Below are 21,890 nucleotides of genomic sequence, written 5' to 3'. Positions count from 1 at the left end.
ATGCACGAAAGCATCGACCTGAGCACCCTGCGCGTCGTCGTGGCCGCCGCCGACCTGGGCTCCATCAGCGCCGCGAGCGCCCGCCTCCAGCTGGCCGTGGCGGCCGCCAGTGCGCGCATCACCGCGCTGGAGGATTCGCTCGGTTTTCGCGTGTTCGAACGATCTTCGCGCGGCGTGCAGCTCACGCCCGCCGGCCAGATGCTGGTGCAGCGCAGCCGCGCGCTGCTCACCGACGCCGACCGCCTGGCACAGCACCTGCGCGGCTACAGCGAAGGGCTGCAGGGCCATGTGCGCGTGGTGGCCAACACCTCTGCGCTGCTGGAGGTGCTGCCCCAGCGCCTGGCCACGTTCATGAAGGCCCACCCGCTGATCCGCATCGACCTGGAGGAGCGCGGCAGTCCGGAGATTCCGCTGGCGCTGATCGAAGGGCGTGCCGACTTCGGCGTCGTGGACCTGCCCGTGCCACCCGCCGGCCTGGCGTTCACCCCCTTCTTCAGCGACACGCTGGTGCTGCTCACGCCACGCTCGCACCGGCTGGCCAGCCGGCGCCGGCTGCGCCTGGCCGACGCGCTGGACGAACCCTTCATCACGCTGAGCGACGGCACGGCCCTTTCCAACCGCCTGATGGCATCGGCCGCGGATGCCGGCCGGCCGCTGAACGTGCGCATGCGCATGCGCGGCTTCGATGCGGTGTGCCGCATGGTCGCCGCCGGGCTGGGCGTGGGCGTGCTGCCGCTGGAGGCAATTGCCCCGCAGCTCGCGCACCTGCCGCTCGCCGCGGTGCCGCTGTCCGACCCCTGGGCACGTCGAACGCACCACATCGCCACCCGCACGGACGCGCCATCTGCACCCGCTGCCCTCACGCTGATCCGGGCCCTGGCAGGCTGAAGCCGCTTTCGCGATTCGCGAAAGCGGCCTTTGCCCCACGCCCTTGCCGCGAGGCCGGCGCGGTTCCTACACTGCCTGCAGACCCCAACAACACAAGCGCAGCCGACCGGTTCGCGCTGGAGACTTCATGAAAATCGTCCGCGTCAGCGCCACGCCGCTGAACCTGCCCGTGACCGTGCCCATGGCCAGCGGCAGCAAGAGCACCAGCCTGTCGGTGTGCATCGTCCAGGTTGAAACCGACAGCGGCCTCACCGGCACCGGCATGACCGCCATCACCGAGGAAGAGGTGATCGGCAGCATCGTCAACGACATCGCCGCGCACCACCTGGTGGGCATGGATCCGATGCGGCACGAGCAGATCTGGGAGCGCATGTACTGGTTGCTGACCCCGCGCGGCCAGTCGGGCTACGCCAGCCATGCCATGGCGGCCATCGACCTGGCGCTGTGGGACATCAAGGGCCAGGCGCTGGGCGAGCCCTGCTGGCGCCTGCTGGGTGGCGCGCGCGCCGAGGTGCCGGTGTACGCCACCTTCGGCTTTGCCTTCTTCGATCGCGACGAACTGGCTGCTGCGGCCAGCGACTGGGTGGGCCGGGGTTTCTCGCGCCTGAAGATGACCGTGGGTCACCACGGGCTGCAGCGGCGCGACGAGCCGCGCCCGCTCGACCAGGTGATCGCGGAGGACGTGCAACGCATCCGCGCCGTGCGCGAGGCGGTCGGTCCCGACGTGCAAATCTACATCGATGCCAACTGCAGCCTGGACTACTTCCACGCGCTGTCGCTGGCGAAGAAGGTGGAGCCCTACGACATCAGTTTCTTCGAGGAACCGGTGTCGCAGAACGACATCCCCAACCTCGCCAGGCTGCGCGCCAAGACGTCGATTCCGCTGGCCGCCGGGCAGAACGAAGGCCTGGCCTCGCGGTTTCGCGACATGCTGGTCGCGCAGGCGGTGGACGTGGTCCAACCCAACGCCTGCATCAGCGGTGGCTTCACGCAATGCACCCGCATCGCCGGCATGGCCGCGGCCTTCAACACGCGCTTTGCCAACGGCGGCGCCTGGCCACACCACAACATGCACCTGCACGCCGGCCTGGCCAATGGTTCGCTGGTGGAATACCACTCGGTGGCCGTGCAGTGCTGCGAACTCGTCTTCGACGACCTGCCCAAGCCCGAGCGTGGCGTGCTGCGCCTGCCCGAGACACCCGGCCTGGGCTTCAAGCCCAACGCCGATCGCCTGGCCGAGCTCGCCAGGCGCCCCGGCTCGCGCGGCGCCGGCAAGGCCTGAGACCCCACCAGACACCACAACAGGAGACACCCATGAACCGACTCAACTTCCCCATGCGCCGCCGCAGCGTCGTGGCCCTCGCCATGGCCGCAGCCGCGGCCACCACCGCCACCGGCGCCTGGGCACAGGCCTATCCGAACAAGACCGTGCGCCTGGTGGTGGGTTACTCGGCCGGTGGTGGGGTCGATGCCATGGCCCGGCTGATCGCGCCGCGCATGGCCGCCGCGCTGGGCCAGCAGGTCATTGTGGACAACCGCGCCGGTGCTGCGGGCCTCATTGCCGGTGATGCGGTGGCACGCGCCGCGCCCGACGGCTACACGCTGATGCTGGGCGACAGCTCGCTGCTGATCGCGCAGTACCTGCAGCCGCGCATGAGTTTCGATCCCATCAAGGCCTTCACGCCGGTGGCCATCGTGTTCACGCTGCCGCTGGTGATCGTGGTGAACAACGACGTGCCCGCAAAGACGCCTGCCGAATTCGTCAAGCTGCTCAGGGACAACCCGGGCCGCTATTCCTATGCCACCTCAGGCGTGGGCACGGTGCACCACCTGGGGTTTGAGATGCTCAAGGGCAAGACGCGCAGCTTTGTCGTCCACATTCCCTACCGCGGCGCCGCCCAGATCGTGCCCGATGTGATGAGCGGCCAGGTGCCGATCGGGGTGGTGAGCGCCACATCGGCCATCGCCCAGGCGCGTGCGGGCAAGCTGCGCGCCCTGACCGTGATGAACCCGGTGAAGCTGGCCGGGGGCGAGGACATCGCCCCGCTGTCCGATGCCCTGCCCGGCTTCTCGGCCGTGCCGCGCCTCTACGTGCTGGCCCCCGCCGGCACGCCCGCGCCCATCGTCGAGAAACTCAGCGAAACCCTGCGCACCGTGATGGAGGCGCCCGACATCGCGCAGGTGTCGGCCCAGCAGGGCGCCGTGCCTGCCTACATGCCGGCCGCGCCGCTGGCGGCGGACATCGTGCGAGAGTCCACCGAATGGGGCAAGGTGATCCGCGAGCAGGGCATCACCGCGCAGTGATCGCCTGATGCGCACGGGGCGCGACGTCGCGTCAACCGCAGGGATCGGGCTGCGGCACCTCGGTGCAGCGCCGGTAGGCCTCGGGCTTGAGACCGCCGCCCACCACGCGGTACTGGTCGAAACAGGCGGCGCTGGCCAGGTAGCGGTGCCACCGGGCCGCACAGGCGCTGGTGCCGGGTGGCAGCGGGGCGTTGGCGGGCTCGGCCCGGTGCCGGTAGCGTTCAGGCACCTCGCTGCCATAGACGATCTGGCCAAACTCGTCCACCCAGCGAAACACGTCGCCGGCCATCGCTGCGCCAGGCAGCCACAGCGCAGCGGCAAGGAAGATCATCCGGATGTTCATGACGGTGGGATTCTGCCCGTGTGCCCCCGGTTCCACCACTGGTCCGGCGGCCGCCGCCTGCCAGGCGCAAATATTTCAAAGGCCCGGCGCCCGCTTTCACACGCCTTTTCAGGAGCGGGCCGCTAACATGCGTGCCAGGCTGCCCGCGCCCCGGCGCGGGGCAGGCCACGACCACACCACCTCCGGAGACTCCTGAATGACCGTCATCACCACCGTGGAAGACCTTCGCGTGCTCGCCCAGCAGCGGGTGCCACGCATGTTCTACGACTACGCCGATTCGGGCTCGTGGACCGAGAGCACCTACCGCGCCAATGCGGAGGACTTCCAGAAGATCAAGCTGCGCCAGCGGGTGGCCGTGAACATGGAGAACCGCAGCACGCGCAGCACCATGGTGGACCAGCCGGTGGCGATGCCGGTGGCAATCGCGCCCACGGGCCTGACCGGCATGCAGCATGCCGACGGCGAGATCCTCGCGGCGCGCGCCGCCCGGGCCATGGGCATCCCGTTCACCCTCTCGACCATGAGCATCTGCTCCATCGAAGATGTGGCGCACCACGCCGGCGACGGCTTCTGGTTCCAGCTGTACGTCATGAAGGACCGCGCGTTCATCGAACGCCTGATCGACCGCGCCAAGGCCGCGCGCTGCTCGGCGCTGGTGCTCACCCTGGACCTGCAGATCATCGGCCAGCGCCACAAGGACCTGAAGAACGGCCTCTCCGCCCCGCCCAAGCTGACGCTGGCGAACATGATCAACATCGCCAGCAAGCCGCGCTGGGCGCTGGGCATGCTGGGCACCAAACGGCGCCAGTTCGGCAACATCGTGGGCCACGTGAGCGGCGTGGCCGACATGAGCAGCCTGGGTGAGTGGACGGCCAAGCAGTTCGATCCTGCGCTCAACTGGGGCGATGTGGAGTGGATCAAGAAGCGCTGGGGCGGCAAGCTCATTCTCAAGGGCATCCTGGACGTGGAGGACGCGAAGCTGGCCGTGGCTTCTGGCGCCGACGCGCTGATCGTCAGCAACCACGGCGGGCGCCAGCTCGACGGCGCGCAAAGCAGCATCGAGGCGCTGCCCACCATCGTGGACGCGGTCGGAGGCCAGATCGAGATCCACATGGACGGCGGCATCCGCAGCGGGCAGGACGTGCTCAAGGCGCGGGCCCTGGGTGCGCGCGGCGTCTACATCGGCCGGCCCTTCCTGTACGGCCTGGGCGCCATGGGCGAAGCCGGTGTGGCCAAATGCCTGGAGATCATCCACCGAGAGCTCGACCTCACCATGGCCTTCTGCGGCCACACCGATATCGAGAACGTGGACAAGAACATCCTGCTGCCCGGTACCTACCCCACACCATGACCCCGCCCGCCCCGCGCACGTCGAAGTTCTGGCTCGCCGTCAGTGTGGTGCTGACGCTGGTGCTGCTTCTGGGCGGCGCGGCCACGGTGAGCCTGTACGAGCAGATGAAGGCGCAGCTCGAGCGCCTGCAGGGCCAGGTGGCCACCACACCCCAGGTTCGCTACGTCGCCGTGCTGCTGGACGACCAGCAGCTCCCGGCGATGCTGGTGACGCTCGATCCGCAACTGGGCATGCTGGAACTGCAACGCCTCAACAACATGGTGGAGGGGCCGCAGGACACCATGCAAATCTGGGCGCTGGCCACCGGCCACCCACCGCGCTCCCTGGGCATCATCCAGAGCAAGACCCGAACGGCGCAGCTCCCCACGACCGAAGCCGCCCTGAAGACCGCCACGCAGCTCGCCGTGAGCGTGGAGGACAAGGGCGGCGTTTCGGAAAGCGTGGGCCCTCGCCTGCCCTACCTGTTCAAGGGCTGGCTGGTGCAGCGGGCGATCTGAGGCCGGGCATTCACTGTGCCGTCGTGGCGCCAGAGCTATGCTTGGCGCGTGACCGACCCTGCTTCTTCGACTCCCGCGCCTTCCACCCGGCCGCGCCGCATCGCGCACCTGGACATGGACGCGTTCTTCGCTTCGGTCGAGTTGCTGCGCTACCCGCAGCTCAAGGGCCTGCCGGTGGTGATCGGTGGCGGGCGCCGGCGCGAGGACGAGATGTTCGAGCGGTTGCGCCAGGCGCATCCCGATCGCGACTGGAGCGGCACCGATCTCTCACGCATCCCGCCCGAGTTCTTTCCCCGGCTGGAGAACTACGTGGGCCGCGGTGTGGCCACCACGGCCACCTACGCCGCGCGCCAGTTCGGTGTGGGCTCGGCGATGGGGCTGATGAAGGCCGCCAAACTCTGCCCGCAGGCCATCCTGCTGCCGGTGGACTTCGACGAGGTCAGGCGCGTGTCGCGCCTCTTCAAGAGCACCATCCGCGAGATCGCACCGGTGGTGGAAGACCGGGGAGTCGACGAGGTCTACATCGACTTCACCGACGTGCCGGGTGGCCAGCGCGAGGGGGGGCGCGTGCTGGCGCGCCTGATCCAGAAAAGCATCTTCCAGGCCACGGGCCTGACCTGCTCCATCGGCGTGGCACCCAACAAGCTCATTGCCAAGATGGCGAGCGAGTTCAACAAGCCCAACGGCATCAGCATCGTGCAGGTCGACGACCTGCAAAGCCTGATCTGGCCGCTGCCCTGTCGCAAGATCAATGGCGTCGGCCCCAAGGCCGACGCGAAACTGCAAGGCCACGGCATCCACACCATCGGCGATCTGGCCCAGCGCGATCGCGGTTGGCTGGTGGAACACTTCGGCCGGAGCTATGGCGCCTGGCTGCACGAGGTGTCGTGGGGGCGCGACGAGCGCGCTGTACAGACCGAGAGCGAGCCGGTGAGCATGAGCCGCGAGACCACCTTCGACCGCGACCTGCACGCCGTGCGCGACCGCGCTGAGCTGGGTGGCGTGTTCACGCGGCTGTGCGAGCAGGTGGCCGACGACCTGCAGCGCAAGGGCTACGCGGGCAAGACCATCGGCATCAAGCTGCGCTACGACAATTTCCAGATCGTCACGCGCGACGTGACCATCGACCATTTCACCAGCGACGCCGCCGCCATCCGCCGCCAGGCCGGGCTGTGCCTCAAGCGGGTGGACCTGAGCCGGCGCATCCGCCTGCTGGGGGTGCGCGTGGGCAAGCTGGTCAAGCCCGGGACAGAGGCGGACGCCACCGCCAGCTACATTGAGCCTCCCCAACGCCAGCGAGACAAACACCGCCATGAACACACCGACCTGCTTTTCCCTGAGCTTGACGGATGACGTCGCGCACCTGGTGATGAACCGGGCCGCCGAGCTCAACACCATGAATCCCACGTTCTGGCGTGAACTCGACGAGCTGCTCACACATATCCATCTGGCAGGCAAGGCGCGCGCCCTGGTGATCAGCAGCACGGGCAAGCATTTCAGCGCGGGCATGTCGCTGGACACTTTCGCCGGCGCCATCACCATGGACGACCAGAGCCCCGAGGGCCGGGCCGCCATCTTCGACCTGCTCACCGACATGCAGGGCACTTTCACGAAGCTGGAGAACCTGCGCATCCCGGTGATCTGCGCCATCCAGGGCGGCTGCATCGGCGGCGCGGTGGACATGGTGACCGCCGCCTGCATCCGCTACGCCAGCAGCGATGCGTTCTTCTGCATCCAGGAAATCAACATCGGCATGGTGGCCGACGTCGGCACGCTCCAGCGCCTGCCCAAACTGATTCCCTTCGCGGTGGTGAAAGAGATGGCCTACACCGGCCGCCGCCTGCCGGCGGCGCGGGCCCTGGCCTATGGGCTGGTGAACGAGGTGTTCGACACCCACGAAGCCACCGTGGCCGCGGCACTTCAATGCGCCAGCGAGATTGCCGCCAAGCCCCCGGTGGCCATCTGGGGCACCAAGCAGGCCGTCACCTACGCGCGCGACCACTCGGTGGAGGACAGCCTTCGCCAGATGGGCTGGCTGCAGGGGGCGGTGTGGAGCAATGCGCATGTGCGCGAGGCGATCACCGCGATGAAGGACAAACGCGCGGGTGACTTCACGCCGCTCTCCGCGCTGCAGCCGTTCAAGTCGCTCGGCTGAGCGCACCCCGCGCGTCAGATGTCTGCGCTGGCGAGCGCGCGCACGCGCGGCCCGAAGCTGGAGATGTTGGTCAAGGTGGCGTTGTGGTGCGCAATCACCTGCGGCGCATTCAGCACCGCGTTGCCGGCGGAGGTGTGGGCATCGGCCACCAGCACGACGGGATAACCCAGCGCCAGCGCCCGGCGCGTCGTGGTGTCGATGCAGAACTCGGTGTGCATGCCGCACACGATGACTTCCTCCACACCCCTGGCCTTGAGCAGTGCTTCCAGGTCGGTGTTCAGGAACGAATCGGGCGTCTTCTTGCGCACGCGCAGGTCGCCCGGTTGCACCTGCAGGCCTTCGGCCAGCTGCCATTCGCGCGTTCCGTGTTCGAGATAGCCGGTGGTGGACTCGTGCTGGATGAACACGATGGGCACGCCGGCCTCGCGAAGCCGGTTGGCCATGTCGTTGATGCGCGCGATCACCTCATCCGACGCCCAGGCGCGGCCCTCGCCCTCGCAAAGGCCTTGTTGCATGTCGATCACGAGCAGGGCAGTTTTCATGGTTCTCGAGTTTAGAGGTACAAACCCCAGCCATGAAGACCTTCCACAATCCGCACCACGCCGGCCATGCCGGCCAGCAGGAAATGTTTCGCGGCCGCATGGTGCCGTGCCACGAAGTGCCCGCGCGGCTGGACTACGTGCTCACCGAGTTGCAACGCCGACCATTGGGTGCGCTGGAGCCGCCGGCCCTGAGCGAGTCCGCGCTGGACCAGGGCATCGCCCGCGTGCACGACGCGCGCTACCTCGCTTTCCTGGCCAGCGCCTGGGCCGACTGGGTGGCCATGGACCCGGCCAATGCCCAGCGCGACGCCCTGCCTTCGGTCTGGCCACTCGGCAACCCGCATGCGTTTCGCAGCGACGTGCTGCCCGCCAACTTCGCTGCCCGGCTTGGCCTTTTTTCATTCGACTCCGGCTCGCCCCTGACCGCCGGCACCTGGGCGGCGGCGCGCGGCGGTGCCGCCTGCGCACTAGCCGCCGCACAGGCAGTGGCCGCCGGTGACCGCAGCGCGTTCGCGCTCACGCGCCCGCCCGGCCACCACGCCGGTGCCGATTTCTTCGGCGGCTACTGCTTCCTGAACAACGCCGCCATCGCCGCGCAGGCGATTCGCCATGCCGGCCACGCGAAAGTGGCCGTGCTGGACGTGGACTACCACCACGGGAACGGCACGCAAGCGATCTTCTATGAGCGCGCCGACGTGTTCACCGTGTCCATCCACGGTGACCCGGCGACCGAATACCCGTTCTTCCTGGGCCACGCCGACGAACGGGGTGCGGGCGCTGGCGAGGGTTTCAACCTCAACCTGCCCCTGCAGCGCGGCGCCGGCTTCGCGACCTGGCGCGCCGCGCTGGCGACCGCCCTGCAAGCCGTGCACGACTTCGGCGCGAGCGCGCTGGTGGTGCCCATGGGCCTGGACACCTTCGAGGGCGACCCGATCTCCGGCTTCACGCTGAAAAGTGGCGACTATTTCACGGTCGGTTCGGCACTGGCCGACGCCGGCCTGCCCACCGTGTTCACCTTCGAGGGCGGCTACGCGGTGGACGAAGTGGGCACCAACGCCGTCAACCTGCTGGAGGGGTTCCAGCGGGCCTGCTGAAGCGGCTGAATCCAGACGACCGCTCCGCGCGTATTCAGAGGGCCATGATGCCCTCCCGCCCTCCCCCATTCCCTGATTCAGCGCCCCGCGCCGTGGCCGGCTCGCGCCCCGTGCTCGTGTGGAGCCGTCCGGTCATCGCCCCTTTGAACGCTGCGCTACCGCACAATGCAGCCATGAGCGACCAACCCGACGACACCCTGATTGCCCTGATCGACCGCATCGCCCAGCGCGACGAAGCGGCCCTGAAAGGCCTTTACGACCTGGTGTCGTCCAAGCTCTACGGACTCTCCCTTCGGGTGGTGAACAAGCACGAATGGGCCGAGGACGTGCTGCAGGAAACCTTCCTGCAGATCTGGCGCTCGGCGGGCGACTACCGGGCCAGCCTGAGCCCGCCCATGGCGTGGCTGGGCCTGATCGTGCGCAGCCGTTCGCTGGATTTCCTGCGCCGCCGCACCGCCGAACGCGCGCACCTCACCGACGAGATCGACGACGTCATGGCCGACACCATGGAAGGCGATTCACCCAACCCCATGGACGTGAGCCTGGCCAGTCAGCAGGCGTGGGCCCTGCACCAGTGCCTGGGCAAGCTGGAGAGCAAGCAGCGCGAGGTGGTGAGCCTGGCCTACCTGCGCGACCTCTCCCACAGCGAGCTCGCCGAACAACTCAAGCTGCCGCTGGGCACGGTCAAGACCTGGATCCGTCGCGGTCTGGACCAGCTGCGCACCTGCATGGCGCGTTTCGCATGAAGACCTTGCCATGAACCTCATCCGCCACCCTGAACTCCTCGACCGACTCGCCGCTGCCCACGCGCTGGGCACGCTGCGTGGCGGTGCGCGCCGCCGATTCGAAGCCATGGCGCGTGAACAGGCGCCTGTGCGCGCCGCCGCGCTGGTGTGGCAGAGCCGCGTGGCCAGCATGAACGAGCTGCAGGCACCTCGCGACCCCGCGCCCGCTGTGTGGACGCGCATCGAGAACCTGGTGCGCGCCGACGCTGAACAACAGGCCATGGCGGCGGCGCGGGCAACCCCCGCAGCGCCGCCCACCCAGGGCGGCTGGCTGCGCAGCCTGGCGCTGTGGCGTGGGACGACCGCGGCCGGCGCACTGGCCACGGTGCTGGCGGTGGTCACAGCCGTGGGCCTGCGCGACAACCTGGGCGCCCAGATCGGCGAACTGCAGGCCAGGCTCGAAGCAACGCCTGCCATCGAGTACGTGGCCGTGCTCAACGACGACAAGGCCAGCGCATCGATGCTGGTGACCTTCGATCCGAAGAGCAAGAAACTGACGTTGCAGCGCGTGGGGGGTTTCCAGGAAGCGAGCGACAAGTCGCTGCAACTCTGGGCCCTGCCGCCTTCGGGGGGGCCACGCTCGCTCGGCGTGCTGAGTCAGGAACGGCTGCTGCAGCTGGCTGCCGACCAGACCGATGTGCGCGAAGTGCCCGCGCTGGCCATCAGCCTCGAACCCAAGGGCGGCGTGCCCAGCGAGACCGGCCCCACCGGGCCGGTGCTGTTCAAGGGCGCGCTGATCCAGAAGATGCTCTGAACACCGCCCGCGCGCTCACTGCCGCGCGGTGCGCACGTTGGCCGGCGGCGACTGCGGGTGGCTGCTGCGCCAGGGGTTGATGTCCAGGCCGCCCCGGCGCGTGTAGCGCGCATACACCGTGAGCTTGGCGGGCTTGCAGCGCTGCCAGATGTCCATGTAGATGCGTTCGACGCACTGCTCGTGGAATTCGTTGTGGTTGCGAAAACTCACGATGTACTGCAGCAGCCCGGCCTGGTCGATCTGCGGACCGCTGTAGCTGATCTGCACACTGCCCCAGTCGGGCTGGCCGGTCACCAGGCAATTGCTCTTGAGCAGGTGGCTGACCAGCGTTTCATCCACCGGCTTTTCATCCAGCGCCGCCGTGAGCAGTTCGGGCGCGGGCTGGTACTGCGTGCACTCGACGTCGAGCCTGTCGATGGACAGGCCACTGAGTTCGTGCACCGGTTCCGCATCGAACTGCTCCGGCAGCAGCAGCTTCACACCCGCCCCTGCCTGCACGGGCCCGCCGTGCCAGATGGCCGCGCTCACATCGGCGCGGATGCGCTCACGCACCGCGTCGGCGCTGGCGAATGGGCTGTTGTTGAAGCTGTTGAGGTAGAGCTTGAAGGACTTGCTCTCGACCATGTGCGTGCTCTCGCAGGGCACGGTGATGTGGGCCAGCGCCACCTGGGGCTTGCCGCGCGGGTTGAGCCAGCTCAGCTCGAACGCGGTCCAGAGATCGGCGCCGAGGAAAGGCACACTGCCGGCGATGCCGATCTCGCGCCGCTTGGCTTCGCGCGGCAATGGAAACAGCAACGAGGCGTCGTACTGGTCGACATAGGCCGACGCGCGCCCGAGCTGGGATTGTTCAGGCGTGTTCAAACAAACTCCCGTTCACGCAACCACTTGGTGGCCACCCATTTTTCGCCTTCGATCACCGGCGCGCCACCGTGCAGGGTGCGCGTGGAGGGATGGGGGCGGTCGTAGGTGAAGAACACCGCGTTGCCGCGCACCGGAGCCACCTCGAAGCCCACATCGGGAAATGTGGTGCCGCCGCCGCGCGTGGGCTCGTTGAGGTACATCACCAGCGTGGCCACGCGCTGGCCGCCACGCCGCAGGATGGTGGAGGTGCCCGGTTCTGCTGGGTCGAAGTAATCGTAGTGCGGCTTGTACTCGGCGCCAGGGTGGTAGCGCAGCACCTGGAAGCCCTCGCCGTTTTCCACCGGCCAGCTCACGAGGCGGGCGATGCGCGCCTCGATGCGCGCCACCTCGGGGATCTGCCCGCGCGTGAAGAACATGCCGCTGCTGGTGCGGTCGGGGTTCATTTCCTCGCCACCGGTCTTGGTTTCCACCGTGAGCGAGCGCGCAAGCTGGGGCCGGGCCGCCTCGATGAGCGCATCGCACTCCTCATGGCTGAGCAGGTTGCCCAGCACCACCACGCGCGGGTTGCTGAGGGTGGCGATGACGTCCACGACGCGATCGCCCGCATCGATCTGACGCGGCGACTGACTGAGGTCCAGGTCGGGCACCGGCACGCCCGCCTGCGCCGGCGCTGCGCCTGCGCCCGTGACGGGCGCGGCGGCCACCGCCCTGGCGGCGGCTTGCGTGCGCAGGTGCTCGCGCAGCGTGGTCTCGAGCGCTTTCACCGCCACCGGTTCGCTCCAGCCCGAGGCCACCATGGACGCGAGCACCACATCGGGCGTGAAGCCGGCGGTGGCCTGCTCGACGATCCAGCGGCGCAATTCGGGGGTGATGGTCTGGTGGGCCATGGGCTGCTTCCTCAGGAACGGGCGTCGCGGCGGAAAACCAGCCGCTCCGTGGTCGACTCACCGGCGTGGAACCGGTAGCCTTCCACATCGAAGCGCTTGAGCTGCTCCACCACCGTGATACGGTGCTGCACCGCGTAGCGCACCATCAGGCCACGGGCGCGCTTGGCCATGAAGCTGATGACCTTGTAGCCATCGGGCCTGCGCTCCTCGAACGCGCAGGTGACCACGCGCGGCACCAGCGCCTGCCGGTCCACCACCTTGAAATACTCTTCACTCGCGAGGTTGACCACCACCGGGCTCAGTTCGGCGCGCACGCGCTCGTTGAGGTGTTCGGCGATCTGACGGCCCCAGAACTGGTAGAGGTTGGTACCGCGATCGGTCTTGAGGCGCGTGCCCATCTCCAGGCGGTAAGCCTGCATCAGATCGAGCGGGCGCAGCACGCCGTACAGCCCGCTCAGGATGCACAGGTGCTGCTGCAGCCAGTCGAGGTCGGCCTCCGGCAGGGTCTTCGCATCCAGGCCGCCGTAGACATCGCCATCGAACGCGAGCACGGCCTGCTTGGCGTTCTTCGGCGTGAATCGCGGACGCCAGGCCTGGTAGCGCGCCGCGTTCAGTCCCGCCAGCGCATCGGACAGGTCCATGAGTTCGGCGATCTGCAGCGGCGACTTCTCTCGCATCACACCCACGAGTTCCGTCGCCTGTTTCATGAACAGCGGCTGGGTGTGGGTGGCCACATGGGGCGGCGTGTCGTAGTCGAGCGCCTTGGCGGGAGAAATGAGAAACAGCATGGCGAAGGGATGTGAAAAGGGCTTCCCGAGGGAAGCCCTGATTATGACCACGGGCGGGATTTACTTCAGATCACCGGCCAGGCTCGCCAGCGTTTCGATGGGCACCTGCATGTGGGCGGGGTAATGCGTGTGGTCGCAGCCGATCTTGACCGCCGCACCCGCCTGGATGGCGGCCCGCATGGTGGGTGTGAATTCGAACCGCACGAAGTGCACCGCCGACGTCTTTTCGTCGTTCTCGCGATCCAGGTCCTCGTCGGCGATGGCGTACACGCGCGCATGGCCTTCCACCTCGACGAACATGCGGTCCTCCACGCCGATCAGGCGCGCGAGCTCGCGCTTGCGCTCGTTGATGTCGGTGTACTCGATCATCATCGTCGCCTTCCAGTTGGTGCCGTCGGGCACCAGCGGAGCATAGGCCTCGATCTCCTGCTCGATGCCTTCTTCCTCGAAAATCTTCTCGATGCGCAGCATCTCCTGGATCTGGTAGCGGATGGTGGTCTCGCTCTCGAACTGCAGGTGGATGTGTTCACCGAGCTGCACACTGCGCAGCTTGCGGTGTGCGATGACCTCGGGCTTGTGGACCTTGCGCCACTTGGTGTAGGCCTCCAGGCTCATGAGCGTGTCGGCGGTGATGCGGCCGGTGAGTTGCATGCGGCTTCTCCCTATTTCAAGCCGTACGCCTGGGCCACCAGGCTCAGCGGATGCTTCAAGGTTGGTGCGCCCAGGCCGTTGACCTCGAAGCCCTGCGCAATGTGATGCCCACCCAGCGGGCAGTCGGAACTGATGTAGTCGGGCTTGCTGCCATCCTTCATGTTCGCCATGGCCTTGAAGACCGGCTTGCCGATCTTCAGGGCGGTCTGGTGGTAGGCCTTCTTCACGCCGAAGGTGCCGGCGTGGCCCGAGCAGCGCTCGATGGTATTGAGCGTGGTCTCGGGAATCATCTTCAACATCTCTTCGGTCTTGCGCCCGATGTTCTGCACGCGGCCGTGGCAGGGGATCTGATAGCTCACGTTGCCCAGCTTCTGCGGAAATTCGGTCTTGAGCAGTCCATCGCGCTTGCGCGCCATGAAGTATTCGAAAGGGTCCCACACATGCTCTTTCACCAGCTGGGTGTCGGCATCCATGGGGAACATCAGCGGTATCTCCTGCTTGAACATGAGCGCACAACTGGGCACCGCCGCAAGGATGGCGTAGCCGTCCTTCGCGTACTTCGCCAGCACCGGGATGTTGGCCGCCTGGCTCTTCTGGACCGAATCCAGGTCGCCGAGCTCAAGACGGGGCATGCCGCAGCACTGTTCCTTCTCGACGATCACGTAGGGAATCTCGTTGTGATCGAGGATCTTCAGCAGGTCCAGGCCGATGCCGGGTTCGTTGTAGTTGATGTAGCAGGTGGCGAAGATGGCGACCTTGCCCGGCGTTTTTTCGCCGTCCCTGACCTGCGTGGCCTTTGCCGCCGGTGTGCCGGAGCGGAACTTCTTGGTGGCCAGTTCGGGCAGCCACGCGTCCTTGTCGACACCGGCCACGCTTTCCATCAGGCTGCGCGCGGCCTTCGTCTGCGTGACCGCATTGGCCACCTGCACCACGACGGGGATGCCGGCGAACTGGCCATGAACGTCCGTAGAAGCGAGGAATTTCTCGGCCAGTCCGACCTGGCCTTTCCTGAACTTGATGGCCTTGGCGCGAAGCATGGTGTGCGGGAAATCCAGGTTCCACTCGTGCGGCGGCGTGTACGGGCACTTCGTCATGTAGCACAGGTCGCACATGTAGCACTGGTCCACCACCTTCCAGTAGTCCTTCTTGTCGACCCCATCGACTTCCATCGTCGAGCTCTCGTCCACGAGGTCGAACAAGGTGGGGAAGGAACCGCAAAGACTCACGCAACGGCGGCAACCGTGGCAGATGTCGAAGATGCGCTCCAGTTCATGGAAGCACTTTTCCTCGTCGTAGAACTCGGGGTTCTTCCAGTCGAGCGGATGGCGCGTGGGTGCCTGCAGGTTGCCTTCGGTGGCCATGGTGGTCGTCTCCTCGTCTTGCGCGAGTCAGGATCGTGGGGATGGCTGCGCCTGTGTGAGCGCAGCCTCCAGAACGCCGTGGAACCGGCTTGGCCGGACCGCTGGCGTTGCCCCTTGAGGGGGTGACGCGCCGAAGGCGCGGCGCGGGGGTGGGTTCAGTCCACCAGTTCGTTGAGGGCTTTCTGGTAACGGTTGGCGTGCGAGCGCTCGGCCTTGGCGAGTGTCTCGAACCAGTCCGCCACTTCATCAAAGCCTTCTTCGCGCGCGGTCTTGGCCATGCCCGGGTACATGTCGGTGTACTCGTGCGTTTCGCCGGCCACGGCAGACGCGAGGTTGTTGCGGGTGGAGCCGATCGGCAGGCCGGTGGCCGGATCGCCCGACTGCTCCAGGAATTCGAGGTGGCCGTGCGCATGGCCGGTTTCACCTTCGGCGGTGGAGCGGAACAGCGCCGCCACATCGTTCTGGCCTTCCACGTCGGCCTTGTTCGCGAAGTACAGGTAGCGTCGATTGGCCTGGGATTCGCCGGCAAAGGCGTCCTTGAGGCATTGCTCGGTCTTCGAGCCTTTCAATGCGGGCATGGGGTATCTCCTGGTGTGGTTGGAAGAAGCGCCAGGGAGCCCGAAAGACACGTCCGTTCTCCTGGAGCCAGAGCACGGTACGCCCGCCGCGCAGAGAGGTCTAATTGTTCTGGGCTATCCAGCCGATTGGGCGGGGCTATGAACGGGAATGCATGGATAGCGGTTCTCAACAACGTCGACAGGGCACGGTGAAACGCTCAAACTGGAGCGCTCAACAGGTCCTTTGATTACGATAAGGGAAATGCATTGCATAATGGTGAATCGGTTCACCGCCATCAGGAGACAAGCATGCCGTCCAACGCCACCCTGCCCGCACCCGCCCCCATCCAGCAGCTGCACCACTACGCGTACCGCGCCCGTGATGCGGAGGAGACGCGTCGCTTCTACGAGGACATCCTGGGTCTGCCGCTGTACCACATCATCCAGAGCGACCACGTGCCCAGCACGGGCGAGTACTGCCCATACACCCACTTCTTCTTCCGCCTGCAGGACGGCTCCTTCATCGCCTTCTTTGACCTGGGCGACGACGAAGCGGCGCAGCCGAGCCCGAACACACCGAAGTGGGTGAACCACATCAGCTTCCGTGTGGACACGGAGCAGGAACTGGAGAACACGAAGACGCGCCTGGAGGCCCATGGCATCGAGGTGCTGGGCGTGACGGACCACCACATCTTCAAGAGCATCTATTTCTTTGATCCGAACGGCATCCGCCTGGAACTCACGGCGCAACTGGCCGACGAGTTCGAGATGCTGGAGGAGAGCAAGACGGCGCACGCGCGACTGAACGAGTGGAACGCGCGCAAGGAGCAATGGCGCAAGGAGCGGGCTGAAGGCAAGTCCGCAGCACCGCTGAAGCCGCAGAAGAACGATCGGCCTGAGGTGGCTGAGCGGGTGAAGGCCTGAGTTCGTTGGCGTTGTAGAGGCTCCGGTCGGCCTGCCGGCGTGTCACAGGATCGTTGGCGTCGGGCGCTCTGCGCAGAGAAATAAAGGAGGAGGCGGCCTCCCGCCGCCGGGGGACATTCGCGGAGCAGAGCGCCCGACGTCAACGAGCCACGCGAGGTAGTCGAATGAAATCAGCAACAAGGAGCAACGCATGTCCCTGACAGCGTACAAGGAAACCGCCCACACCAACAGCTACCAGTTCACCGCCGGCACAGGCTACGAACTCCCCGAGTACCCCTTCGTCGCCCCGCCTGAACTGAACAGCAAACAGGTCGCGAGGCATCCGATCGTCATCGTGGGCGGTGGCATCACCGGCCTCACCCTCGCCTGCTCGCTCGCACGCCTCGGCGTCAAGGCCGTGCTGATCGACGAAGACAACACCGTGGGCGTCAAAGGCGCTTCTTCGCGTGGCATCTGCTACACGCAGAAGTCGCTGGAAATCTTCGAGCGCCTGGGCATCTTCGAACGCATCGCCGCCAAGGGTGTGCAGTGGAGCGTGGGCCGCACCTTTGCGGGTGAGGACGAGGTCTACAGCTTCGACCTGCGCCAGCAAGGCAACTTCCACCTCTCCAGCCAGCCGCCCTTCATCAACATCCAGCAGTTCTACATCGAAGGCTTCCTGGTCGAGCGCATCCAGGAACTCGGCACGGTCGAGCTGCGCTGGCAGAACCGCCTCACCGCCTTCGAACAGAACACCGAATGCGCCACCCTCACGGTGGAAACGCCCGCCGGCAGCTACCGCATCGAGGCCGATCATGTGATCGACGCGACCGGCTCGCACAGCCCCTTGCGCAAATGGCTCGACGTGCCCTTTGACTCGCGCCGTGGCGACGACCGCTGGTGCATTGCCGACGTCCGGTTCACCAAGCGTCCGCCGGTGGAGCGCCACACCTGGATCGAGGCGCCCTTCAACGAGAACCGCGCGGTGTGGCAGCACCTCATGGCCGACGACGTCTGGCGCATCGACTATCAGATGGCGCCCAACGCCGACCCGGAATACGTGAGCCGCGAAGACGTGGTTCGCGAACGTCTTCAGCGCCAGTTCGGCGACGACGTGGAAGTCGACATCGTCTGGGTCGGCCCGTATGCCTACCGCAGCGAATGTGTGCACGGCATGCGTCACGGCCACGTTTACCTCATGGGCGATTCAGCCAAGGTGGTCAGCCCCTTTGGCGCGCGCGGCGGCAACACGGGCGTCGCCGACGCCGACAACCTGGCCTGGAAGCTGGCCGCGGTGCTGCGCGGCAAGGCCGCCCCTGCCCTGCTGGAGAGCTACGACCAGGAGCGCCTGGAAGCCGCACAGCAGAACGTGAGCGTGACCAACCGCACCGCACGTTTCCTGCGCCCGGCCGACGGCAGCGAACGCCTGTTCCGTCAGGCCGCCATCGGCCTGGCCAGGCAATACCCGTTCGCACGCAGCCTCATCAACACCGGGCGCATGGCCGTGGCCAACCCCTACAGCCGCTCGAGCGCCTGCACCTACGCCGCCGACAGCTCGGCTGGCCACTCCGTGCAGAACGTGCACTTTGAATGGGCCGATGGCACACAGGGCAAGGTCAACGACCTTCTCGACTGGGCCACCGGCGACCTGCTGCTGCTGGTGTTCAGCGAACTGTCCCCTCCTGGCGTGCAGCGCCTGCGCCGGCTGTGCACAGACGCGCCGGTGCGCTGCGTCCAGGTGCTGGGCAAACAAGCCGTGCCGCAAGCAAAGGAATGCGTGCGCGACCCCAAAGGTCATCTTCAGGGCGCATGCCATGCGGTCGGCAAGGCGTGGGCATTGCTGCGGCCCGACGGCTACCTTGCCGCCACCGGCGACACCATCAACACCCCGCTCGTCGAGGCGATCGAACGCGCGCTGGGCCTGCGTGGAGACACCCCATGAAGACCACACCTCAGTTCCAGGACCCCGACACGTTCTACGAGCAGTTGCTCGACGCGCAAGCGGGCCTGAGCCGCGACGAAGCCGAGCTGTTCAACGCCCGCCTGATCCTGCTGCTGGCCAACCAGATTGGCGACGCGCAGGTGCTGCGCGAATGCATCGCCGCGGCAGGGCAACGATAGAATCGACGGCTCCCCTGTTCTCCCTGACGGCATCCTGCGGGATGCCGTTTCCATTCTGGCGCGCCCCATGACCGACACCTTGAACCAGCCTGGCCTGCAATCCCTGGCCAAATCGTTCGAACCTGCCCCGATCGAAGCCCGCTGGGGTCCGGAATGGGAACAGCGTGGCGTCGGCGTGGCGGGTTTCCGCGGCACGGGCAGCCCCAAGGCGGGCGTCCCCGCTTTCTCGATCCAGTTGCCGCCGCCGAACGTGACCGGCACGCTGCACATGGGTCACGCGTTCAACCAGACCATCATGGACAGCCTGACGCGCTACCACCGCATGGCGGGCGCAAACACGGTCTGGGTGCCCGGCACCGACCACGCCGGCATCGCCACGCAGATCGTGGTGGAACGCCAGTTGCAGGCGCAAGGCATCAGCCGCCACGACATGGGACCCACGCCGGCCGAGGCCCGCAAGAACTTCGTCGCCAAGGTGTGGGAGTGGAAGGAGCAGAGCGGCAACACCATCACCACGCAGATGCGCCGCATGGGCGACACCGTGGACTGGAGCCGCGAATACTTCACCATGGACGAGAAGCTCTCGACCATCGTCACCGAGACCTTCGTGCGCCTGTACGAGCAGGGCCTCATCTACCGGGGCAAGCGGCTGGTGAACTGGGACCCGGTGCTCAAGACCGCCGTGTCCGACCTCGAGGTGGAGAGCGAGGAGGAGGACGGCTTCCTCTGGCACATCGCCTACCCGTTGACCGACGGCAGCGGGTCGCTCACCGTGGCCACCACCCGCCCAGAGACCATGCTGGGCGACGTGGCGGTGATGGTGCACCCGCAGGACGAACGCTACACCGCGCTGATCGGCAAGACCGTGAAGTTGCCGCTGTGCGACCGGGACATCCCGGTGATTGCCGACGCGTATGTGGACCGCGAGTTCGGCACCGGCGTGGTGAAGGTCACACCCGCGCACGACACCAACGACTACGCAGTCGGTCAACGCCACGGCCTGCCCATCATCGGCGTGCTTACCCTGGACGCCGCCATCAATGAGAACGCGCCCGCGAAATACCAGGGCATGGACCGTTTCGTGGCGCGCAAGGCCATCGTCGCCGACCTCGAGGCCGCCGGCCTGCTGGTGGAAACGAAGAAGCACAAGCTCATGGTGCCCCGCTGCGCGCGCACCGGCCAGGTGGTGGAGCCCATGCTCACCGACCAGTGGTTCGTGGCGATGCAGTCCAGGGGCAACGAGAAGAACACCAGCGGCACGTCGATCGCCGAGAAAGCGATCGCAGCGGTGCGGTCGGGCGAAGTGACCTTCGTGCCAGAGAACTGGGTCAACACGTACAACCAGTGGATGAACAACATCCAGGACTGGTGCATCAGCCGCCAGCTCTGGTGGGGTCACCAGATTCCCGCCTGGTACGACGAAGCAGGCCATGTGATCGTGGCGCGCAACGAAGCCGAAGCCCAGGCGAAGGCGCCGGGCCAGGCGCTCACGCGTGACCCCGATGTGCTGGACACCTGGTACTCGTCGGCCCTGGTGCCGTTCAGCACCATGGGCTGGCCCGAGTCCGCCCATGCCGTTCGGGCTGAGCCGGTCGAAGCCCAGCGCGAGCAGGGCCTGGATGCCCTTCGACAAGCTCAGGGCGAACGGAGGTTGTCGGACTACGATCTTTATCTCCCCAGCAGCGTGCTCGTGACCGGCTACGACATCATCTTCTTCTGGGTGGCCCGGATGATCATGATGACCACGCACTTCACCGGCCGCGTGCCATTCAAGCACGTCTACATCCACGGCCTGGTGCGCGACGCGCAGGGCCGCAAGATGAGCAAGAGCGAAGGCAACGTGCTCGACCCGGTGGACCTGATCGACGGCATCTCGCTCGCCCCCCTGCTGGAAAAGCGCACCACCGGCCTGCGCAAGCCCGAGACCGCGCCCAAGGTGCGCAAGGACACGGAGAAGGAGTTTCCCGACGGCATTCCGGCCTACGGCGCCGACGCGCTGCGCTTCACCTTCGCCGCGCTGGCCTCACTGGGCCGCAGCATCAACTTCGATTCGAAACGCTGCGAGGGCTACCGCAATTTCTGCAACAAGCTCTGGAACGCCACCCGATTCACGTTGATGAACTGCGAGGGCCAGGACTGTGGCCTGAAGGAACACACCAAGGCCGAGTGCGAGCCGGGCGGCCCTTTCCACAACTACATGCACTTCAGCCAGGCCGACCGCTGGATCAGCTCGGTGTTGCAGAAGGTCGAAGCCGAGGTGGCCAAGGGCTTCGCCGAGTACCGGCTGGACAACGTTGCCAACGCGATCTACGACTTCGTTTGGAACGAGTTCTGCGACTGGTACCTGGAGATCGCCAAGGTTCAGATCCAGACCGGCGACGCATCGCAGCAGCGCGCCACCCGCCGCACGCTGATCCGCACGCTCGAAGCCATCCTGCGGCTCGCGCATCCGGTGATTCCCTTCATCACCGAAGAGTTGTGGCAGAAGGTGGCGCCGGTCGCGGGTCTTGCGGGTCCCACGGTCAGCGTGGCGCGCTACCCAGAGAGCCAGCCGAACAAGATCGACGAGGCCGCCATTGCGCACGTGGTCAAACTGAAATCGCTGGTCGATGCGTGCCGCACCTTGCGCGGCGAGATGAACGTGTCACCCGCCACACGCCTGCCGCTCTATGTGCTGGGCGACGCGGACTTCATGCGCGCCGCCGGGCCGGTGCTGCAGGCGCTGGCCAAGCTGAGCGAGGTGCGCGTGTTCGACGACGAGGCCGCCTGGGCCACAGCGGCGCAGGCCGCGCCCGTGGCCGTGGTGGGCGAGGCGCGCCTGTGCCTCTTCATGGAGATCGACGTGGCGGCCGAGAAGGCGCGCCTGGGAAAGGAAGCGCTGAGGCTGGAGGGCGAGATCACCAAGGCCAACGCCAAGCTCGGCAACGAAGCCTTTGTGGCCAAGGCGCCGCCGGCGGTGATCGATCAGGAGAAGAAACGCGTGGCCGACTTTTCGGCCACGTTGGTCAAGGTGCGGGAACAGCTTCAGCGTCTCTGAGAGAGCGAAGC

Annotated in this window: 22 protein-coding genes; 14 read left to right on the top strand and 8 right to left on the bottom strand. The window is 66.7% G+C overall.

From position 1 onward, the window contains the following. From ACTIEY_RS14550 to ACTIEY_RS14540, 3 genes are all read left to right on the top strand, one after another. Window positions 1-888: a LysR substrate-binding domain-containing protein gene (locus ACTIEY_RS14550; RefSeq protein WP_439519850.1), complete on the top strand. Its 888-nt coding sequence runs from the start codon at window positions 1-3 to the stop codon at window positions 886-888. A gap of 127 nt (window positions 889-1,015) precedes the next feature. Beyond that, window positions 1,016-2,170, top strand: a complete 1,155-nt coding sequence (locus ACTIEY_RS14545) for a mandelate racemase/muconate lactonizing enzyme family protein (protein ID WP_439519849.1) — start codon at window positions 1,016-1,018, stop codon at window positions 2,168-2,170. A 32-nt stretch (window positions 2,171-2,202) separates the two neighbouring features. Continuing rightward, window positions 2,203-3,192: a Bug family tripartite tricarboxylate transporter substrate binding protein gene (locus ACTIEY_RS14540; protein ID WP_439519848.1), complete on the top strand. Its 990-nt coding sequence runs from the start codon at window positions 2,203-2,205 to the stop codon at window positions 3,190-3,192. A 31-nt stretch (window positions 3,193-3,223) separates the two neighbouring features. Here ACTIEY_RS14540 and ACTIEY_RS14535 read toward each other — a convergent pair whose 3' ends face one another. Further along, on the bottom strand, window positions 3,224-3,535 hold the full coding sequence (locus ACTIEY_RS14535) for a DUF4124 domain-containing protein (protein WP_439519847.1): 312 nt from the start codon (window positions 3,533-3,535) through the stop codon (window positions 3,224-3,226). A gap of 196 nt (window positions 3,536-3,731) precedes the next feature. Between ACTIEY_RS14535 and ACTIEY_RS14530 the strand changes: the two genes are divergently transcribed. The 4 genes from ACTIEY_RS14530 to ACTIEY_RS14515 all read left to right on the top strand — a co-directional run bounded on the left by ACTIEY_RS14530 (window position 3,732) and on the right by ACTIEY_RS14515 (window position 7,538). Then, on the top strand, window positions 3,732-4,886 hold the full coding sequence (locus tag ACTIEY_RS14530) for an alpha-hydroxy acid oxidase (protein ID WP_439519846.1): 1,155 nt from the start codon (window positions 3,732-3,734) through the stop codon (window positions 4,884-4,886). Then, on the top strand, window positions 4,883-5,383 hold the full coding sequence (locus ACTIEY_RS14525) for an anti-sigma factor domain-containing protein (RefSeq protein ID WP_439519845.1): 501 nt from the start codon (window positions 4,883-4,885) through the stop codon (window positions 5,381-5,383). The genes ACTIEY_RS14530 and ACTIEY_RS14525 overlap by 4 nt, the downstream gene beginning before the upstream one ends. A gap of 114 nt (window positions 5,384-5,497) precedes the next feature. Continuing rightward, window positions 5,498-6,736, top strand: coding sequence for a Y-family DNA polymerase (locus ACTIEY_RS14520; protein ID WP_439520299.1), 1,239 nt, complete (start codon window positions 5,498-5,500; stop codon window positions 6,734-6,736). Next, window positions 6,696-7,538 carry an enoyl-CoA hydratase-related protein gene (locus tag ACTIEY_RS14515; protein WP_439519844.1) on the top strand — a complete coding sequence of 281 codons (843 nt, stop codon included), beginning with the start codon at window positions 6,696-6,698 and terminating at the stop codon, window positions 7,536-7,538. The genes ACTIEY_RS14520 and ACTIEY_RS14515 overlap by 41 nt, the downstream gene beginning before the upstream one ends. A gap of 14 nt (window positions 7,539-7,552) precedes the next feature. Here ACTIEY_RS14515 and ACTIEY_RS14510 read toward each other — a convergent pair whose 3' ends face one another. Further along, entirely contained in the window at window positions 7,553-8,080 is a 528-nt protein-coding gene (locus ACTIEY_RS14510) for a cysteine hydrolase family protein (protein WP_439519843.1), read from the bottom strand. Window positions 8,081-8,112: 32 nt separating this feature from the next. Here ACTIEY_RS14510 and ACTIEY_RS14505 point away from each other — a divergent pair, with 32 nt between their 5' ends. From ACTIEY_RS14505 to ACTIEY_RS14495, 3 genes are all read left to right on the top strand, one after another. Then, window positions 8,113-9,174: a histone deacetylase family protein gene (locus ACTIEY_RS14505; RefSeq protein WP_439519842.1), complete on the top strand. Its 1,062-nt coding sequence runs from the start codon at window positions 8,113-8,115 to the stop codon at window positions 9,172-9,174. A gap of 173 nt (window positions 9,175-9,347) precedes the next feature. Beyond that, complete coding sequence (locus ACTIEY_RS14500; RefSeq protein ID WP_439519841.1) at window positions 9,348-9,920, top strand: RNA polymerase sigma factor; 573 nt, start codon at window positions 9,348-9,350, stop codon at window positions 9,918-9,920. Between the two features lie 10 nt (window positions 9,921-9,930). Further along, a complete protein-coding gene (locus ACTIEY_RS14495; RefSeq protein ID WP_439519840.1) occupies window positions 9,931-10,713 on the top strand; it encodes an anti-sigma factor in 783 nt (260 codons plus the stop codon). Between the two features lie 15 nt (window positions 10,714-10,728). Here the strand turns inward: ACTIEY_RS14495 and queF are convergent, their stop codons facing one another. From queF to ACTIEY_RS14465, 6 genes are all read right to left on the bottom strand, one after another. Further along, window positions 10,729-11,574, bottom strand: a complete 846-nt coding sequence (gene queF, locus ACTIEY_RS14490; RefSeq protein WP_439519839.1) for an NADPH-dependent 7-cyano-7-deazaguanine reductase QueF — start codon at window positions 11,572-11,574, stop codon at window positions 10,729-10,731. Next, on the bottom strand, window positions 11,571-12,461 hold the full coding sequence (locus ACTIEY_RS14485; protein WP_439519838.1) for a 2OG-Fe(II) oxygenase: 891 nt from the start codon (window positions 12,459-12,461) through the stop codon (window positions 11,571-11,573). Before ACTIEY_RS14485 ends, queF begins: the two co-directional genes overlap by 4 nt. An 11-nt stretch (window positions 12,462-12,472) precedes the next feature. Then, window positions 12,473-13,249, bottom strand: a complete 777-nt coding sequence (yaaA, locus tag ACTIEY_RS14480) for a peroxide stress protein YaaA (protein WP_439519837.1) — start codon at window positions 13,247-13,249, stop codon at window positions 12,473-12,475. Window positions 13,250-13,309: 60 nt separating this feature from the next. Next, window positions 13,310-13,900: a DUF3501 family protein gene (locus ACTIEY_RS14475; protein ID WP_439519836.1), complete on the bottom strand. Its 591-nt coding sequence runs from the start codon at window positions 13,898-13,900 to the stop codon at window positions 13,310-13,312. A gap of 11 nt (window positions 13,901-13,911) precedes the next feature. Next, complete coding sequence (locus ACTIEY_RS14470; RefSeq protein WP_439519835.1) at window positions 13,912-15,261, bottom strand: (Fe-S)-binding protein; 1,350 nt, start codon at window positions 15,259-15,261, stop codon at window positions 13,912-13,914. 155 nt (window positions 15,262-15,416) lie between these two features. After that, the gene (locus tag ACTIEY_RS14465) at window positions 15,417-15,839 is read right to left on the bottom strand and encodes a rubrerythrin family protein (protein WP_086125420.1); all 423 of its coding nucleotides are present in this window, start codon (window positions 15,837-15,839) and stop codon (window positions 15,417-15,419) included. Window positions 15,840-16,127: 288 nt separating this feature from the next. On the opposite strand from ACTIEY_RS14465, the gene ACTIEY_RS14460 reads away from it, so the two are divergent. The 4 genes from ACTIEY_RS14460 to ACTIEY_RS14445 all read left to right on the top strand — a co-directional run bounded on the left by ACTIEY_RS14460 (window position 16,128) and on the right by ACTIEY_RS14445 (window position 21,879). Further along, window positions 16,128-16,742, top strand: coding sequence for a VOC family protein (locus ACTIEY_RS14460; RefSeq protein WP_439519834.1), 615 nt, complete (start codon window positions 16,128-16,130; stop codon window positions 16,740-16,742). Between the two features lie 190 nt (window positions 16,743-16,932). After that, window positions 16,933-18,663 carry an FAD-dependent oxidoreductase gene (locus ACTIEY_RS14455; protein WP_439519833.1) on the top strand — a complete coding sequence of 577 codons (1,731 nt, stop codon included), beginning with the start codon at window positions 16,933-16,935 and terminating at the stop codon, window positions 18,661-18,663. Continuing rightward, entirely contained in the window at window positions 18,660-18,842 is a 183-nt protein-coding gene (locus ACTIEY_RS14450) for a DUF2783 domain-containing protein (protein WP_439519832.1), read from the top strand. The genes ACTIEY_RS14455 and ACTIEY_RS14450 overlap by 4 nt, the downstream gene beginning before the upstream one ends. A 67-nt stretch (window positions 18,843-18,909) precedes the next feature. Then, the gene (locus ACTIEY_RS14445; RefSeq protein ID WP_439519831.1) at window positions 18,910-21,879 is read left to right on the top strand and encodes a valine--tRNA ligase; all 2,970 of its coding nucleotides are present in this window, start codon (window positions 18,910-18,912) and stop codon (window positions 21,877-21,879) included. Window positions 21,880-21,890 lie beyond the last annotated feature (11 nt).

The sequence above is a fragment of the Hydrogenophaga sp. genome (genome assembly GCF_051858985.1).
Taxonomy (GTDB): domain Bacteria; phylum Pseudomonadota; class Gammaproteobacteria; order Burkholderiales; family Burkholderiaceae_C; genus Hydrogenophaga.
The sequence above is the reverse complement of the archived record's forward strand: the minus strand, read 5'-3'. Positions and strand labels throughout refer to the sequence as shown.